Source organism: Leisingera sp. CC-HEC093, from assembly GCF_059429195.1.
This window is the reverse complement of record NZ_JCAIJR010000001.1, coordinates 1,416,656-1,433,851: the sequence shown is the minus strand read 5'-3', so window position 1 is coordinate 1,433,851 and position 17,196 is coordinate 1,416,656. Positions and strand designations below refer to the sequence as shown.

Genomic DNA, 17,196 nt, shown 5'->3' with positions numbered 1-17,196 from the left:
CGCCTGCAATCAGAACAATTGGATTATGTCAGATAACATTTTCCCAAGCTGGCCCGACACCGCCCCGCAATTGATCGAAGTAGCCGCAGGCCGCGCGCCAGCCGACACGGTGATCCGCAAGGGCATTTGGGTCAACGTCCACACCCGCGAACAGCTGCCGGACCATGATATTGCGATCAAGGCCGGCCGCATCGCCTATGTCGGGCCGGATGCCTCCTATTGCACCGGGCCGGACACTCAGATCATCGAAGCCAATGGGCGTTATATGATCCCCGGCCTCTGCGATGCCCATATGCATATCGAGAGCGGCATGCTGACCCCGGCGGAATTTGCCCGCGCGGTTATCCCGCATGGCACCACCTCGATGTTCACCGACCCGCATGAGATTGCCAATGTGCTGGGTCTGGACGGCGTGCGCTACATGCATGACGAGGCGCTGATGCAGCCGGTCAACATCTTCACCCAGATGCCCAGTTGCGCCCCCTCGGCACCGGGGCTGGAAACCACCGGCTATGAAATCTCTGCCGAGGATGTGGAAGAGGCGATGAACTGGCCCGGCATCATTGGCCTCGGCGAAATGATGAACTTCCCCGGCGTCGCCAACGCCGATCCCAAGATGCTGGCCGAAATCGCTGCCACCCAGCGCGCGGGCAAAACGGTAGGCGGACATTACGCCTCCCCCGACCTCGGCCCGGATTTTGCCGCCTATGTGGCCGGCGGCCCGGCGGATGACCACGAGGGCACCTGCGAAGCCGACGCTATCGCCCGGGTGCGCCAGGGGATGCGGTCGATGATGCGGCTGGGCTCTGCCTGGTACGACGTGGAAAGCCAGATCACTGCCGTTACTGAAAAGGGCCTAGATCCGCGCAATTTCATCCTCTGCACAGATGACTGCCATTCCGGCACGCTGGTCAATGACGGCCACATGAACCGGGTGGTGCGCCACGCCATTGCCTGCGGCTGCGATCCGTTGATTGCCCTGCAGATGGCCACCATCAATACCGCCACCCATTTCGGGCTGGAGCGGGAGATCGGCTCCATCACCCCGGGCCGCCGGGCTGACGTAATCCTGACCTCCGATTTGCGGGAACTGCCCATAGAAGTCGTAGTCGCCCGTGGCCAGATCGTTGCTGAATCAGGCTCTATCAAGGTCGATTGCCCGCATTTCGACTGGCCAGCCAGCGCCCGCGGCACCGTGCATCTGGGCCATGAGCTGACCGCGCGAGATTTCGAACTGGCGGCGCCCGAGGGTGCCAATGCGGTCACCGCAAACGTGATCGGCGTGGTTGAAAACCAGGCCCCGACCAAGGCGCTGCAGGCAGAGCTGCCGGTGGTGGACGGGCTAGTCGAAGGCAGCGGCGATGTCTGCCAGATCGCCCTGGTCGAGCGCCACCGCGCCACCGGCGGCGTCACCAACGCCTTTGTTTCCGGCTTCGGCTACACCGGCAAAATGGCGATGGCCTCCACCGTGGCGCATGACAGCCACCACATGATCGTTGTCGGCACTGACCGCGAGCAGATGGCGCTGGCGGCCAACCGGCTGGCGCAGGTGGGCGGCGGCATCACGATCTATAAGGACGGGCAGGAGCTTGCTCTGGTCGAACTGCCGATTGCCGGCCTGATGTCCGACCGCCCCGCCACCGAAGTCGCCGCCAAGGCGCAGGTGATGGTGGAGGCGATGCAGGCCTGCGGCTGCGCCCTCAATAACGCCTACATGCAGCATTCGCTCCTGGCGCTGGTGGTGATCCCGGAACTCAGGATCTCCGACCTTGGCCTTGTTGACGTGCGCACATTCCAGAAAATCCCGGTAATCGAGCCTGCCCAATGATAACAACAAAACACCCCGGCCATCCGCCGGACGAAAGCTTCACCGACGCCACAGAGGCCGTGGACCGGCTAGAGCTGCTGTACCGGCAGGCCACCGGGTTCCTGTGCGATGAATTCATCCGCGCCATGGCGGATGGCGCACCGGACAATCAGCGCATCCGCGCCTATTACCCGGAGATCCGCTTTTCGACCCTGACCTTTGCCCAAGTGGACAGCCGCCTAAGTTTCGGCCATGTCTCGGGTCCCGGCATCTACGCCACCACGGTGACCCGGCCGGACCTGTTTCGCAATTACCTGATCCAGCAAATCGGCTTGCTGATCCGCAATCACGGCCAGCCGGTGACCATCAGCGTCTCTGACACCCCGATTCCGGTGCATTTCGCAGTCGCCTCGCGCCCGGATCTGTCCGTGCCGCAGGACGGCGCGGCCGGCTTTACCCTGCGCGACGTGTTTGACGTGCCGGATCTGTCGACAACCAATGACGACATCGTTAACGGCACTTATCAGCCCGCCAACGGAACCGGCCCGCTGGCGCTGTTCACCGCCCAGCGCATCGACTATTCGCTGGCCCGGCTGAGCCACTACACCGCCACCAGCGCCGAGCATTTCCAGAACCACGTCCTGTTCACCAACTACCAGTTCTATGTGGCAGAGTTCGAAGCCTATGCCCGCGCCCAACTGGCCGATCCGGACAGCGGCTACACCAGCTTTGTCAGCACCGGTGATCACGAGATCACTGATCCATCGGCTGACATCCCGGCAATCGCCAAGCTGCCGCAGATGCCCACCTACCACCTCAAGCGCGAGGACGGGAACGGCATCACCCTGGTCAACATCGGTGTCGGGCCTTCCAACGCCAAAACCGCGACCGACCACATCGCGGTGCTGCGTCCGCATGCCTGGATGATGGTCGGCCATTGCGCAGGCCTGCGCAACACCCAGGCCCTGGGGGATTTTGTCCTCGCCCATGGCTACCTGCGCGAGGATCATGTGCTGGACGACGACCTGCCGATCTGGACCCCGATCCCGGCACTGGCGGAAATCCAGGTCGCACTGGAGGAGGCAGTGGCCGAGATCACCGAATACGAAGGCTTTGACCTCAAGCGGATCATGCGCACCGGTACCGTCGCCACCATCGACAACCGCAACTGGGAACTGCGCGACCAATCCGGCCCGGTGCAGCGGCTGTCCCAGTCCCGCGCCATTGCGCTGGACATGGAAAGCGCCACCATCGCCGCCAACGGCTACCGCTTCCGGGTTCCATACGGCACGCTGCTGTGTGTTTCGGACAAGCCGCTGCATGGTGAATTGAAGCTGCCGGGCATGGCGTCAGACTTCTACCGGACCCAGGTTGCGCGCCATCTTCAAATCGGCATAAGAGCTATGGAACGCCTGCGCGGCATGCCTTTGGAACGTCTGCACAGCCGGAAATTGCGCTCGTTCGATGAAACAGCCTTCCTGTAGGGCTGATTTTTGCAGATTTCCTAGAAAAAAAGCCCATTTTTGCCTGCGCCGCGCACACAAGAAGTTGTGTTGTCCAACAACATAACGATAATGTCACGCGATGAGGCCCCACAGTTCGGGCAGTTTAAGGAGACGAAGAATGTCCAAACCGATGACCAAAACCCAGCTTGTTGCCGCTCTGGCAGAGGAAATGGGCAGCGACAAGAAAGTCGCAGGCTCCGCCCTGGAAGCGGTCTGCTCGCTGATCACCCGCGAAGTGTCGGGCGGCGGTGCCGTGACTCTGCCGGGCGTCGGCAAGATCTACTGCCGCGAGCGCCCCGAGCGCGAAGTGCGCAACCCGGCCACCGGTGAGAAATTCACCAAGGAAGCCGACAAGGTCGTGAAAATGACCATCGCCAAAGCGCTGAAGGACAGCGTGAACGGCTGAGACCGGACCTGATCCGGACGGTTACAGGGCTGCCCCACGCGGGCGGCCCTTTTTGTTGCCTGAACGGCCTCTGCCTACAGTTCGCCCGCCGCCGCACCGTTCCCGCTTGCTAATGCCCCGCATCAGGCGCACCCTTTCTGCAAGCCGCGAGGGGGGGGGCCGCAACATGACCGATGTGAACCTGATGCTGATCCTGGGCGCTGCGCTGCTGGCCGGCGCCAGCCCCGGCCCCGCCACCCTGACCATTGCCGGCACCGCCATGCAGCGCGGCCGCGCCGCCGGGCTGGCCCTGGCCGCCGGCGTCAGCTGCGGCTCGCTGATCTGGTCGGTCTCTGCCGCCTTTGGCCTTGGCGCCGTGATGCTGGCCAACGTCTGGATGTTCGAGGTGGTCCGGTATTTCGGTGCGGCCTATCTGATGTGTCTGGCAATCCGCTCGGCCCGTTCCGCCCTGCGCTCCGGCGCCCCGGAACTGCGCCCCTCCGCCGCGCCTTCGCTGCGCGCCGCCTTTGCCAAGGGGCTGGCGCTGCATCTGACCAACCCCAAGGCAATTCTGTTTTTTGGCTCACTCTATGCCATCGGCATCCCGCCCGGCACCGAACCCTCGGCGCTGTTGGTGGTGATCGCCGCCATCGCGGTGCAAAGCACACTGATCTTCCACGGCTACGCAATCCTGTTCTCCAGCGCCGCTGCCAGCCGCATCTACATCCGCCTGCGCCGCGGGTTCGAGGCGGTGTTCGCCGCCGCCTTCGGCGCCGCCAGCTGGCAGATCTTAGCAGCCCGCCTCAGCTGACAGGACTTGATTGACGGGGCTTGATCCCGGCGCCCGCTTCCCCGAAGGTCCGCTTCAGCCAGGAGGATTTGGACGATGGACACACGCGCAATTGCCATGGGGCTGGCCTTTGCCCTGATGTGGTCCTCAGCCTTCACCTCTGCCCGCATCATCGTGCAGGACGCATCGCCGCTGTTTTCGCTTGCCGTGCGCTTCCTGATCTCTGGCCTGATCGGCGTCGCCATTGCCCGCGCCATGGGGCAAACGTGGCGGCTGACCCCGGGCCAATGGCGCGCCACGGTGATTTTCGGCATCTGCCAGAACGCGCTCTATCTCGGCCTCAACTTCGTCGCCATGCAATGGATTGAGGCCTCATTGGCCGCAATCATTGCCTCCACCATGCCATTGCTGGTGGCGCTTGCCGGCTGGATGCTGTTCGGCGAACGGCTGCGGCCCATGGGCTATGCCGGGCTGGCTGCGGGCATCATTGGTGTCGCCCTGATCATGGGCACCCGCCTCAGCGCCGGGGTGGACCTGCTCGGTGTGTTCCTCTGTGTCATAGGCGTGCTGGCGCTGACCGCTGCCACCCTCGCCCTGCGCGGTGCCACCTCGGGCGGAAATTTCATGATGGTGGTGGGGCTGCAAATGCTGATCGGTTCCGCCATCCTGTTTGTGGCTGCACCGCTGACCGAGGACATTTTTGTCAATCCCACCTGGCGGCTGGCGGCGGCCTTTACCTACACCACTATCGTGCCGGGGTTGATGGCCACCTTCATCTGGGTACTGCTCCTGAACCGCATCGGTGCGGTGCGCGCGGCCACCTTTCACTTCCTGAACCCGGTATTCGGCGTCGCCATCGCCAGCATGCTGCTGGCAGAGAAACTCGGCCCCCTCGACGTGCTCGGCGTTGCCATCGTCACCGGCGGTATCCTGACGGTGCAGCTCGCCCGCCAGCCCGCACATCCGCACCCCGGGCTCTCCCGCGCGGCAAAACCGGGCTGATGCCCGTCACTTCCCCTTGGGCCCGGCGCCGCTGTCGCGGCGCAGACCCGTTGCACGCCTTTGCGTTTCCGCCTTAACCTGACCCGAAAAGACACAAAACAGGAGGACGCGGCATGAGCGCGCAACTATCCCAGGTGCTGGACGCCATCGACGCCGCCAATGCCAAGGACCCCAACGTGGAGGACGGCCAGCCCGCCGCGCTGCTTTATGGCCAGCGGATGAGCGCGGAACAGGAACGCCTGTTCCCGGACGCGTCCGATCCGCTGCAAATCGCCGCCCGCGGTCAGCATGTCGAACGATGGAAGCTGGCGCGCAGCGCCTTCCCGGAAGGCCGCGCCGGTTACCTCGCCTGGCGCAAGGCAGAGGCGGAGCACCACGCCGAAGTTGTCACCGCCTTGATGCAGGACGCAGGCTATGGCGCGGAGGACGTGGATGCCGCGGCAAAGATGCTGCGCAAAGAGGGCATCAAACGCGACGAACAGGTGCAGGCGCTTGAAGACATCATCTGCTTCGTTTTCCTGAAGTGGTACTTTGAACCCTTTGCCGCCAAACACCCGGGCGACAAGGTGCAGCGCATCGTTGAAAAGACCGCCCGCAAGATGTCGGCTGAGGCCCGCACCCGGGTGCTGAGCGAATTCACCCTGCCCGCAGACCTGGCCGCAGCTTTCGCCGTCTGACCGGCACCGTCTACACGGCTTTGCGAGCAGCCTGAAACAGGGCTTTGCATTTCAGCATCCAGACCCCATCTTCTGCAGCAACGCGAACAGGCGGGAGGACACCATGACCAAATACACCAAGAACCCGGACGCCGTTGCCGCCCTCTCCGAGGAAGAGTTCTATGTGACCCAAAACGCGGGCACCGAACGCCCCGGCACCGGTAAGCTGCTCCACAACAAGGAGCCGGGCATCTATGTCGACATCGTCTCAGCCGAACCGCTGTTTGCCTCCTCCGACAAATATGAATCCGGCTGCGGCTGGCCCAGCTTCACCAAGCCGATCGAATCCGCGCATATCCAGGAGCTGGAGGACCGCACCCTCGGCATGATCCGCACGGAAGTCCGCTCCACCCATGGCGACAGCCACCTGGGCCACGTCTTTCCGGACGGGCCGATGGACCGGGGTGGCCTGCGCTACTGCATCAACTCCGCCTCCCTGCGGTTCGTCCACCTGGACGACATGGAGGCCGAAGGATATGGCGCCTATATCAACCAAGTGGAGGTCGTGAAATGAGCACCACCGAACGCGCAATCCTGGCAGGCGGCTGTTTCTGGGGCATGCAGGAACTGATCCGCAAACGCCCCGGCGTCATCAGCACCCGCGTGGGCTACACCGGCGGCGATGTGCCCAATGCCACCTACAGGAACCACGGCACCCACGCCGAAGGGATCGAGATCATCTTTGACCCCGCCGTCACCTCCTTCCGGGAGATGCTGGAGTTCTTCTTTCAGATCCACGACCCGACCACGCATAACCGCCAAGGCAACGATCTGGGGATGAGCTACCGCTCGGCAATCTACTACGCGGACGAGACGCAAAAAGCGGTGGCCGAGGACACCATCGCCGATGTCAACGCCTCCGGCCTCTGGCCAGGCAAAGTGGTGACTGAGGTGGAACCCGCGGGCGACTTCTGGGAGGCCGAACCGGAGCATCAGGACTACCTGCAACGGCTGCCTTCCGGCTATACTTGCCATTTTGCGCGGCCCGACTGGGTGCTGCCGAAACGAAACGCCGCTGCAGAATAGGCTCTAACACAGCGTTTTCAACCCCGCCACTCTTCGGCGGGGCTATTGTCATGCCGGATTACCAGCAAGCACCCCTGCTTCTTCTGGCTTAAAATATCCCCGCCGGAGGCAGCGGGTTTTCCTTGAAAACACGCTAACTAAGACCGGATCTAGGCATGCGCCACCCGCGGCCGCCCGCTGGCTTCCACGGTCAATGTTCCCTCGACAAACACCTCCCGCGCCTCCACCTGCGCGGTGCGGATGTCCCGTTCCACATGCACGTGGATGTCCTCAGCACCCGCCTCTTCCGCCGCGCCCCGGGCCTCGCCCGCCAGCGCCGCCTCCAATGCTGCCAGCGCCTCATCCGAGGCCGGAAAATCCACCGGCCCTCTCTCCAGGTGTACCCGGTACTTGCCCTCCGCAGGGGACGTCACGGTGCCGCTGCGCCGCATGGTGACCCGGCCCACCACTGCCCCGATAGCGTTGGCCACGCCGGCATGCTCCGGCAGGATCATGTTGCAATGCAGCCGCTCCCCCACTGCGGGGTAATAGCTGGGGGCAGACGCGCCCAGCCCCACCACGTCCACATTCAGCGATGCATCCAGCGCCAGCAGTCCGCGGTGCTTTGCCAGCCCGCGTCGCAGCAAGACATGCCGTGCCAGCTGATCCTCCGGCAGGCCGAAACCCTCTGTTTCTTCGGCAATAGCAGACTCTAACAAGGTCAAAGCGGTCTGTTCCGTAAGCTGATCGATGATCATCTGCGCCAGCATTTCCGCATTCTGGGCCACCATGTCGCCGCTGCCCACCCGGCGGCGGGCAAACAGCGTCAGCGCCTTCTCTGCCGCTTCCCGGTCCCAGACCTCCACCCGGCCCAGCACATGACTGGCATCCGAGGGCGTCACGCCGCTGACCTGCAGCAGCCCGCGGTCCACCAGCCGGCCGAGCGAGCCGTGCTCCATCCGGGTGCGAAGGATCTGGCCCAGGGGATGCACCTGCATCCCGATCCGCGCCAGCAGCCCGGCTTCCCGCTCGCTGAGGCCCGCCACCGGCACCCCCGGCACCGCACGCACAAACCGCCCGTCAAATTCGCCCACGGTGGAATTGCGCAGCTGTTCATCCAGTGCCGCATGCACCACCTCAGGCGCATCCGTGGCGATCAGCGACACCGGCACCACCCGCCGCGGTCCCAGGGTCAGCCCGCCGGACAGACCGCTGGTGACCAGATGCACTTGGCTGTCGCCGCCCAGTCCGGTGGTGCGCATCGCCACCGCCTCGACCATGGTGCGGAACGCCCCGACCCGGGCGCCTGCGGGGGCAATCGCGGGCTTGCCGTCCTTGATCAGCGCCACATCCGTCGTGGTGCCGCCGATGTCGCTGACCAGCGCATGGTCCGCCCCGGTCATCCAGCGGGCCCCGACGATGGAGGCCGCCGGGCCGGACAGGATGGTCTCGATGGGCCGCTCCCGTGCCTGCTCGCCGCTCATCAGCGCACCGTCGCCGCGCACCACCATCATCGGCGCCTCAATCCCCAGATCACGCAGAGTATCCTGCGCCCGCCCGATCAGCCGGTCGATCATGCCAATCAGCCGCGCGTTCAGCACCGCCGTCACCGCCCGCTTGGGCCCGTTCAGCTTTGCCGACAGCTGGTGCGAGCAGGTGGCCGGCGCGCCAGTGAGTTCGTGAATGATCCGCGCTGCCTCGACCTCATGCGCCGGGTTTCGGGTCGCAAACACACCGGCCACGGCAAAACCGGTCACCCCCTGCCCTTCGGTGCGCAAAAACAACTCCAGCGCCTCTGTGTCCAAGGGCGCTGCCTCGCTGCCGGCATGGGTGTGGCCGCCGGCAATCACCAGCGCCGGATCGCCCTTCAGCGCGTCCCGCAGCCCGTGCCGGTCCAGATCGGCCTCGTTAAACCCGATATAGATCAACGCCACCCGGCCGCCCTGGCCCTCAACCAGCGCATTGGTGGCCAAAGTGGTGGACAGCGCCGCCAGCGACACCTCTGACGGGCGCACCCCGGACTGCTCCAGCACCGCCCGGATCGCGCCGCCAACGCCAATCGCCAGGTCAGACCGCGTGGTCAGCGACTTGGCCGAGGCGATAACCTCCTTCTCGTCGCGGATCAGCACCGCATCGGTATAGGTTCCGCCCGTGTCCACTCCCAGCAGCAGTGCCATGCCCAGCCCTCTCAAACTCTGTTCGCCGGACCGGGTGTAACGCCTAATTGCGGCCCGTCCATCCTGTTTGCGTCACGAAAGCTGTTGAACCGCCCATCGCGCTGCATCCGCCACCGCAGGATCCGGATCCTCCGCCAGCCCGCGCGCCACATCCTGCAGCTCCGGCAGGCCCGAGTTGCCAATGGCATAAAGCACATTGCGTACAAAACGGTCGCGCCCGATGCGTTTGACCGGCGAGCCGGAGAACATCGCCCGGAACGCCGCGTCATCCAGCAGCGCAAGCTCCGCCAGCTTCGGCGCCTTCAGCTCGTCCCGCGCGGCATAGCGCATGTCGCTGGCCGCCACCGCAAACTTGTTCCAGGGACAGGCTGCCAGGCAGTCGTCGCAGCCATAAATCCTGTTTCCCATCTTCCTGCGCAGCTCCTCCACCACCGGCCCTTTGTGCTCAATGGTGAGGTAGGAAATGCAGCGCCGCGCATCGACCTGGTAGGGCGCCGGAAAGGCATCGGTCGGACAGCTGTCCAGACAGGCCCGGCAGGATCCGCATCGGTCGGGTTCCGGCTTATCGGCAGGCAGCTCCAGCGTGGTGAAAACAGACCCTAAAAAGGCCCAATTGCCCCAATCCCGGCTCACCAGATTGCTGTGCTTGCCCTGCCAGCCGAGCCCCGCCGCCTGACCCAGCGCCTTCTCAGGCACCGGCGCAGTATCGACAAAGACCTTAACCTCGCAGTCCTCCCCGGCCTCCGCAATCAGCCAGCGCGCCAGCCGCTTCAGCCGTTTCTTGACCAGGTAGTGATAGTCCTTGTTACGGGCATAGACAGACACCGCGCCGCGGTCAGCCTGCCCCACCACCGCCATCGGGTCTTCCTCCGGCGTATAGCTTTCGGCCAGCATGATCACCGACTGTGCCTCGGGCCACAACTGCGCCGGGTCGCCCCGCCAATGGCTGCGCTCCGCCATCCAGCCCATCTGCCCGTGATACCCGGCCTCAAGAAAGGCGTGCAGACGCCCCGGCACCTGCGGCACATCCCAAGGCCGGCAGATCCGGCAGGACACAAACCCTTCCGCCAGCGCTTGCGCAACCAATCTTTCCTTGATGCCGGATCCGTCTTTCATCTTTGCCTAAATACTCCGGGGGAGCGGCCCATCGGGCCGCGGGGGCAGCGCCCCTCTGCCCGGTTGATATCAGAAATCCAGGTCGGTGTAATGCGGCGGCGGCCGGAACCCCGGCACCTGATCGGCCAGGATCGACCGGAACGCAGGCCGCGACTTGATCTTCGCGTACCAGTCCTTGACCACTGCCGACCGGTTCCAGTCCACATCCGAAATGTAGTCCAGCGAGGACAGATGCGCCGCAGCGGCAAAATCCGCCAGCGTCATCATGTCCCCGGCCAGCCAGCGCCGGTGATCCAGCAGCCAGGCCATGTAATCCAGATGGTACTTGATCGCCTTTGCGCCGGCCTTGACGTTGCGACTGTCGGGATAGCCCTCGCCGGTGATCTTCTTGTTCACCCGCTCATAGAGCAGTTTCGACGTCACCTCATGGTGGAACTTGTCATCAAACCAGCTGATCAGCCTCCGCACCTCATAGCGTCTTTCGGCATCCTTGGGCATCAGCGCCGGTTCGGGGCGGGTTTCCTCCAAGTATTCGCAAATCGCGGCGCTTTCGGCCATCATCTGGCCGTCCAGCCGGATCACCGGCACCTTGGCGGCCGGGTTGCGGCGCAGAAAGTCCGGATCCTGCTCCCAATAGCGCTCCTCGACCAGTTCGACCTCGATCTTCTTTTCCGCCAGCGACAGCCGCACCTTGCGGCAAAAGGGGGACAGGGGAACGTGGTACAGGCGCGCCATGGCTACAGGGGATCTCCAGAAAACTTACAACGGTCAGTTCAGCAATGCCTTGGGCGGCAGAAAGATTCAATCCTCGAAACAATCGGCCCGCCCGTCTGCGCGAATCGTGGCCGCCCCGTCCTCAATCTGCCGCGCCCGGCGCTGCACAAAGTTCGACGGTTTGCGGGCCGAACGCTCTTTGGGGTTGGGCAGAACAGCGGCAATCAGCGCCGCCTGCCGGGCGCTCAATTCATCCGGACCGGCTCCGAAATACTTGCGCGCCGCGGCTTCGGCGCCAAACACGCCCTCGTCCATTTCGGCCACGTTCAAATAGACTTCCAGTATGCGCCGCTTGCTCCAGACGATTTCGACAGCGGGGGTCAGCAGCGTCTCCAGCACCTTGCGCGGCCAGCTGCGGCCCTGCCACAGGAACACATTTTTGACCACCTGCTGCGAAATAGTCGAGCCGCCTCGGCTGCCGCCGGCCTCGATTGCTGCCTGAATGGCACGGGCGTCGAACCCCCAATGGCGGCAGAACTGCGCGTCCTCGGCGGCCACCACCGACCGCGCCAGCACCGGCGCAACTTCCTCCAGCGGCACCCACATCCGGTCCACCTCGCCCAGACGGCGCTGCTCTGCCCAGATGGTATGGGTGATCGGCGGGTTCACCACCGAGTAAAGCAGGATGAGGGCAAGGAACACCGCAGCAACAGCCAATGCCCCCCGCAATACCCAGCGCCGCAACCAGCGCAACGGCTGAATCTTCAGCTGCGCCGTCTTCTTGCTGCTCTTGGTTTTCTTCTTTTTTGCAACTGCCTTCGCCATGCCCCTCTATAGGCCAGCATGCCCCCGGTAACCAACCGCCAAAAAGAAAACCCCGCAAGCAATTGCCTGCGGGGTTTCGTTTTCCGTCTTGAGCCCTGGTTATTCCGCCGGAACGGCCGCCTGCTCCTGCATCACTGGATGCGGCAGCTTGTCCAGCATCTCCTTCGGGCAGACCTGCAGGAAGTTCGCCTTCTCAAGGTCCCAATGCTGCAGGATCTCTGCGGCCTTGCGGCTGCCGGTTTCCTGCAGGTGGCGTTCGATCAGGGTCTTCAGCTCCGCTTCCCAATGCGCCACGGAGACCGGGCAGGTGACCAGTGATTCCATGTTCATCAGGGTCTCGGCCTTGCCGTCCGGATCATAGAGATAGGCCATGCCGCCGGTCATGCCCGCACCGAAGTTGGCACCGATTGAGCCAAGGATCACGGCAACGCCGCCGGTCATGTATTCGCAGCCGCAGGCGCCGCAGCCCTCCACCACCACCTTGGCACCGGAGTTGCGCACCGCAAAGCGCTCGCCCGCGCGCCCCGCGGCAAACAGGTGGCCGTCGGTGGCCCCGTACAGCACGGTGTTGCCGATGATGGTGTTCTCTGACGCGGTCAGCGGGCTCACCTGCGGCGGACGCACGACGATGGTGCCGCCCGACAGGCCCTTGCCGACATAATCGTTGGCATCGCCCGACACTTCCAGCTTCAGCCCCGGCGCCGCAAAGGCGCCCAGCGACTGGCCGGCAGACCCCTGCAGCTTCACCGTCAGGTGATCCGGCTGGAAGGAATTCCGCATGCCGAAGTTGCGCACGATGTGGCTGGAGGTGCGGGTGCCCACGGTGCGATGGGTGTTCTGCACCGCATAGGACAGCTGCATCTTCTCGCCATCCTGCAGGAACCGGGCCGCGTCGCGCACGATCTCCGCATCCAGCGTATCCGGCACCGCGTTGCGGTCCTTGTCGCGGTTGTAGGCGATATTGGCAGAGCCATCGACGGTGATCAGCAGCGGGTTCAGGTCCAGATCGTCCAGATGCGCAGAGCCGCGCGACACCTGCGCCAGAAGGTCGGCCCGGCCGATCACCTCGTCCAGCGAACGTGCGCCGATAGAGGCGAGGATTTCGCGCACTTCCTGGGCGTAGAAGGTGATCAGGTTCACCACCTTGTCCGCATTGCCGGTGAACTTGGCGCGCAAGGATTCGTCCTGGGTGCAGACGCCCACCGGGCAGGTGTTGGACTGGCACTGGCGCACCATGATGCAGCCCATGGCGATCAGTGCCGCCGTGCCGATGCCGTATTCCTCGGCCCCCAGCATCGCCGCCATCACGATATCGCGGCCTGTGCGCAGGCCCCCGTCGGTGCGCAGCGTCACCCGCTCGCGCAGGTTGTTCATCGCCAGCACCTGATGCGCCTCGGTCAGGCCCATCTCCCACGGCAGGCCGGCATATTTGATCGAGGTCGCAGGCGACGCGCCGGTGCCGCCGTTGTGGCCCGAAATCAGGATGATGTCGGCCTTGGCCTTGGCAACGCCCGCGGCGATGGTGCCAACCCCAGAGGACGCCACCAGCTTCACCGTCACCTTGCAGCGCGGGTTGATCTGCTTCAGGTCGTAGATCAGCTGCGCCAGATCCTCGATCGAGTAGATATCGTGGTGCGGCGGCGGCGAGATCAGGGTCACACCCTTGGTCGAGTGGCGCAGGCGGGCGATCAGGTCGGTGACCTTCATCCCCGGCAGTTGGCCGCCCTCGCCGGGCTTGGCACCCTGGGCCACCTTGATCTCCAGTTCCTCGCACTGGTTCAGGTATTCGGCGGTCACGCCAAAGCGGCCCGACGCCACCTGCTTGATCTTCGCAGACGGGTTGTCGCCGTTCGGCTCCGGCACAAAGTGCGCCGGATCTTCGCCGCCCTCGCCAGAGTCCGACTTGGCACCGATCCGGTTCATTGCAACGTTCAGCGTCTTGTGCGCCTCGGGCGACAGCGCGCCCAAGCTCATGCCCGGGGTGACGAACCGCTTGCGGATCGAGGTGATCGATTCCACTTCCTCAATCGGCACAGGTTTGCCCAGCGGCTTGACCTGCAACAGGTCGCGCAGATGGATCGGCGGGTTCGATTGCATCTTGGCCGAATACTGCTTCCACAGCTCATATGAGGCTCTGTTGCAGGCCATTTGCATCATATGCATGCTGGTGGCTTCCCAGGCGTGGGTCTCCCCCGACTTGCGTGCCTTGTAGAAACCGCCGATCGGCAGGATGCCTTCCGCCGCTTTCCAGGCCTTGGCGTGGATTTCCTCAGCCTTGGTCTGGATACCGGTCACACCGATGCCGGAAATGCGCGAGGTCATGCCCGGAAAATACTCGGCGCACATGGCGCGGCTAAGGCCCACCGCCTCAAAGTTCAGGCCGCCGCGATAGGACGACACCACCGAAATCCCCATCTTTGCCATGATCTTCAACAGGCCCTGGTCGATGGCTTCGCGGAACCGCGCAACGTTTTCGGTCAGGCTGCCGTCCAGCAGCCCGCGCTCAATCCGGTCGGCCAGCGAATCCTCCGCCAGATAGGCGTTCACCACGGTGGCGCCGCAACCGATCAGCACCGCAAAGTAATGCGGGTCGATGCATTCAGCAGACCGGACGTTCAGCGAGCAGAAGGTGCGCAGCCCCTTGCGGGTCAGATGCGAATGCACGGCAGAGGTCGCCAGGATCATCGGCATCGCCACCTTGTCCGCATCCGAATATTGGTCGGTCAGCACGATATGGCCGGCACCGGACCGCACCGCCTCTTCGGCCTCCGCCCGGATCCGCGCCAGCGCTGCGCTCAGCGAGCCGCGACCCGGCGCAAAGCTGCAGTCGATCTCCGCCAGCGGCGCGTTGAACTGCTCCACCAGCTTGTCCCACTGGGCATTACCCACAAACGGGCTTTCCAGCACAATGATCTCAGTCTGGGAGCTGTCCTCGTCCAGCACGTTCTTCAGGTTGCCGAACCGGGTCTTCAGCGACATCACCCGGAATTCGCGCAGGCTGTCGATCGGCGGGTTGGTCACTTGGGAGAAGTTCTGGCGGAAGAAGTGGCTCAGCGGGCGGTACATCTTGGACAGGACCGCAGACGGGGTGTCATCGCCCATAGAGGCCAGCGATTCCTTGCCGTCCTCGGCCATCGGCGCCAGGATCTGCTCCAGCTCCTCGATCGAATAGCCGGCCGCAACCTGACGGCGGCGCAGCTCCTCGCCGCTGAACAGCGGCTGTTCGGTCACCTTGGCCAGGGTTGCATCCAGATCGTTGATCCGCTTGACCCAGTCGCCGAACGGCAGCGCGCGCGACAGCTTGTCTTTGATCTCGGTATCGCGGAACAGTTTGCCCTTTTCCATGTCCACGGCCAGCATCTGTCCCGGACCCAGGGCGCCCTTTTCGACCACCGATGCCTCGTCAACCGGCACCATGCCCGCCTCGGAGCCTGCAATCACCAGACCGTCGCCGGTCACCACATAGCGCATCGGGCGCAAACCGTTGCGGTCCAGGCCCGCGCAGACCCAGCGGCCGTCGGTCATCGCCAGCGCGGCGGGACCGTCCCAGGGCTCCATCACCGAGTTGCAGTAGGAATACATGTCGCGCCAAGCCTGCGGCAGTTCCACCGCCTGCTTAGACCAGCTTTCCGGCACCAGCATGGTTTTCGCCATCGGCGCCGAACGGCCCGCGCGCACCAGAACCTCAAACACGCCATCCAGCGCGGCAGAGTCGGAGGCACCGCCCGGCACGATCGGCTTGATGTCCTCGGCAAAGTCGCCGAAGGTCGCCGACGCCATGCGGATCTCATGGCTTTTCATCCAGTTCAGGTTGCCCTTCAGCGTGTTGATCTCACCGTTGTGCGCCAGCATCCGGAACGGCTGCGCCAGCCACCACTGCGGGAATGTGTTGGTGGAATAGCGCTGGTGATAGATAGCAAAGGCGCTCTCGAAACGCTCGTCCATCAGGTCCGGGTAGAACACCGCTACCTGCTCCGCCAGCATCATGCCCTTGTAGATGATCGAGCGGCAGGACAGCGACGCAATGTACAGGCCCGCAATTGCCGCGGCATTGGCGGCTTTCTCGATCCGGCGGCGGATCACATACAACTCGCGCTCGAACGTTTCCTCATCCACGCCCTTGGCGTTGGAAATCAGGATCTGCTCAATCTCGGGGCGGGTCGCATTGGCCTTTTCGCCCAGGCAGGTCACATCCACCGGCACATGGCGCCAGCCGTAGATAGAATAGCCCATGCGCAAAACTTCGGTTTCCACGATGGTCCGGCAACGCTCCTGGGCGCCGAAATCGGTGCGCGGCAGGAACACCTGGCCTACTGCCATCAGCTCATCCTGGCGCGGCTCGTGGCCGGTGCGGCGGATCTGGTCATAGAAGAACGGAACCGGGATCTGCACATGGATGCCCGCGCCGTCGCCGGTCTTGCCGTCGGCATCCACCGCGCCGCGGTGCCAGATCGCCTTCAGCGCGTCGATGCCGGCCTCAACCACCTTACGGCTTTTCTTGCCGTCCACCGAGACCACCAGGCCAACCCCGCAGGAGGAATGCTCTTCCTCCTCGGAATACAGGCCGTTTTCAGCCATCCACTTGCGCTTGGCTTCCTCGGCGCGCACCCAATCGGCATCAAATTTGGTCATTGGCTGTTTCCTTCTACGGAGGGGGCGAACATCTCGATCACGTCAGCGCCGGTCAGTTTCCGGCTGCTGCTGTCAAAGGCGTAGCCCGCTGGCTTCTTGTCGATATAAAGTTCCAGGCGCAGTTCATTGCCGCCTGCGTTTTCAAACAGGCCAGCCGACATCTGCGTCTGGCCTTTGTGTTCTCCTGCAGTCATCCGGTACCACAGCGCCGATCCGCATTTGCCGCAGAACGCCCGCTCAGCCCAGCCGGAGGACTCATAGGTCTGCACCGGCCCCAGCGCCGCATAACCGCTGGCCGCCTCAAAGCTCAGGTACGGCCCGCTGGCCCAGCGCTGGCACATTTCGCAGTGGCAGGCGGAAACGGACGCGCGCGCAGGTGTGGCGGTGACGGTCACCGCGCCGCACATGCATTGTCCCTTCAGCTCGCTCATATCCAGTGTCCTTCTGCTGGCTGGGTCAGCATGTCTGACCTAGCTGCGGTTCCCTCGCTGCTCTGCCGGTGCACAGGGGTGCACAGACGGT

The 17,196-nt window shown here is 64.1% G+C and carries 14 protein-coding genes; 8 read left to right on the top strand and 6 right to left on the bottom strand.

Annotated elements, in window-relative coordinates:
• Positions 1–25: 25 nt before the first annotated feature.
• The 8 genes from ade to msrA all read left to right on the top strand — a co-directional run bounded on the left by ade (position 26) and on the right by msrA (position 7,231).
• The gene (gene ade, locus AC5STB_RS06900; RefSeq protein WP_495442224.1) at positions 26–1,828 is read left to right on the top strand and encodes an adenine deaminase; all 1,803 of its coding nucleotides are present in this window, start codon (positions 26–28) and stop codon (positions 1,826–1,828) included.
• Positions 1,825–3,291, top strand: coding sequence for an AMP nucleosidase (locus tag AC5STB_RS06895; protein WP_495442223.1), 1,467 nt, complete (start codon positions 1,825–1,827; stop codon positions 3,289–3,291). The genes ade and AC5STB_RS06895 overlap by 4 nt, the downstream gene beginning before the upstream one ends.
• Positions 3,292–3,430: 139 nt before the next feature.
• The gene (locus AC5STB_RS06890) at positions 3,431–3,718 is read left to right on the top strand and encodes an HU family DNA-binding protein (RefSeq protein WP_019297532.1); all 288 of its coding nucleotides are present in this window, start codon (positions 3,431–3,433) and stop codon (positions 3,716–3,718) included.
• Between the two features lie 166 nt (positions 3,719–3,884).
• Positions 3,885–4,508 carry a LysE family translocator gene (locus tag AC5STB_RS06885; protein WP_495442222.1) on the top strand — a complete coding sequence of 208 codons (624 nt, stop codon included), beginning with the start codon at positions 3,885–3,887 and terminating at the stop codon, positions 4,506–4,508.
• Between the two features lie 75 nt (positions 4,509–4,583).
• Positions 4,584–5,489 (top strand): DMT family transporter, encoded by a 906-nt coding sequence (locus AC5STB_RS06880; protein WP_495442221.1) that lies wholly within the window; start codon positions 4,584–4,586, stop codon positions 5,487–5,489.
• Positions 5,490–5,602: 113 nt separating this feature from the next.
• Positions 5,603–6,166, top strand: a complete 564-nt coding sequence (locus tag AC5STB_RS06875; protein ID WP_495442220.1) for a DUF4202 domain-containing protein — start codon at positions 5,603–5,605, stop codon at positions 6,164–6,166.
• A 103-nt stretch (positions 6,167–6,269) separates the two neighbouring features.
• A complete protein-coding gene (gene msrB / locus AC5STB_RS06870) occupies positions 6,270–6,719 on the top strand; it encodes a peptide-methionine (R)-S-oxide reductase MsrB (RefSeq protein WP_495442219.1) in 450 nt (149 codons plus the stop codon).
• Entirely contained in the window at positions 6,716–7,231 is a 516-nt protein-coding gene (msrA, locus tag AC5STB_RS06865; protein WP_495442218.1) for a peptide-methionine (S)-S-oxide reductase MsrA, read from the top strand. Before msrB ends, msrA begins: the two co-directional genes overlap by 4 nt.
• Before the next feature lie 149 nt (positions 7,232–7,380).
• On the opposite strand, the gene AC5STB_RS06860 is transcribed toward msrA, so the two are convergent.
• The 6 genes from AC5STB_RS06860 to AC5STB_RS06835 form a co-directional block, all read right to left on the bottom strand.
• Entirely contained in the window at positions 7,381–9,387 is a 2,007-nt protein-coding gene (locus AC5STB_RS06860) for a hydantoinase/oxoprolinase N-terminal domain-containing protein (RefSeq protein WP_495442217.1), read from the bottom strand.
• Positions 9,388–9,459: 72 nt separating this feature from the next.
• On the bottom strand, positions 9,460–10,503 hold the full coding sequence (gene queG / locus AC5STB_RS06855) for a tRNA epoxyqueuosine(34) reductase QueG (protein WP_495442216.1): 1,044 nt from the start codon (positions 10,501–10,503) through the stop codon (positions 9,460–9,462).
• Positions 10,504–10,572: 69 nt separating this feature from the next.
• Positions 10,573–11,238 (bottom strand): FtsZ-binding protein FzlA, encoded by a 666-nt coding sequence (fzlA, locus tag AC5STB_RS06850; RefSeq protein ID WP_495442215.1) that lies wholly within the window; start codon positions 11,236–11,238, stop codon positions 10,573–10,575.
• 66 nt (positions 11,239–11,304) lie between these two features.
• Entirely contained in the window at positions 11,305–12,042 is a 738-nt protein-coding gene (mtgA, locus tag AC5STB_RS06845; RefSeq protein WP_495442214.1) for a monofunctional biosynthetic peptidoglycan transglycosylase, read from the bottom strand.
• Between the two features lie 99 nt (positions 12,043–12,141).
• Positions 12,142–16,674, bottom strand: coding sequence for a glutamate synthase large subunit (gltB, locus tag AC5STB_RS06840; protein ID WP_495442213.1), 4,533 nt, complete (start codon positions 16,672–16,674; stop codon positions 12,142–12,144).
• The gene (locus AC5STB_RS06835) at positions 16,671–17,105 is read right to left on the bottom strand and encodes a GFA family protein (RefSeq protein WP_495442212.1); all 435 of its coding nucleotides are present in this window, start codon (positions 17,103–17,105) and stop codon (positions 16,671–16,673) included. Before AC5STB_RS06835 ends, gltB begins: the two co-directional genes overlap by 4 nt.
• Positions 17,106–17,196: the final 91 nt, after the last annotated feature.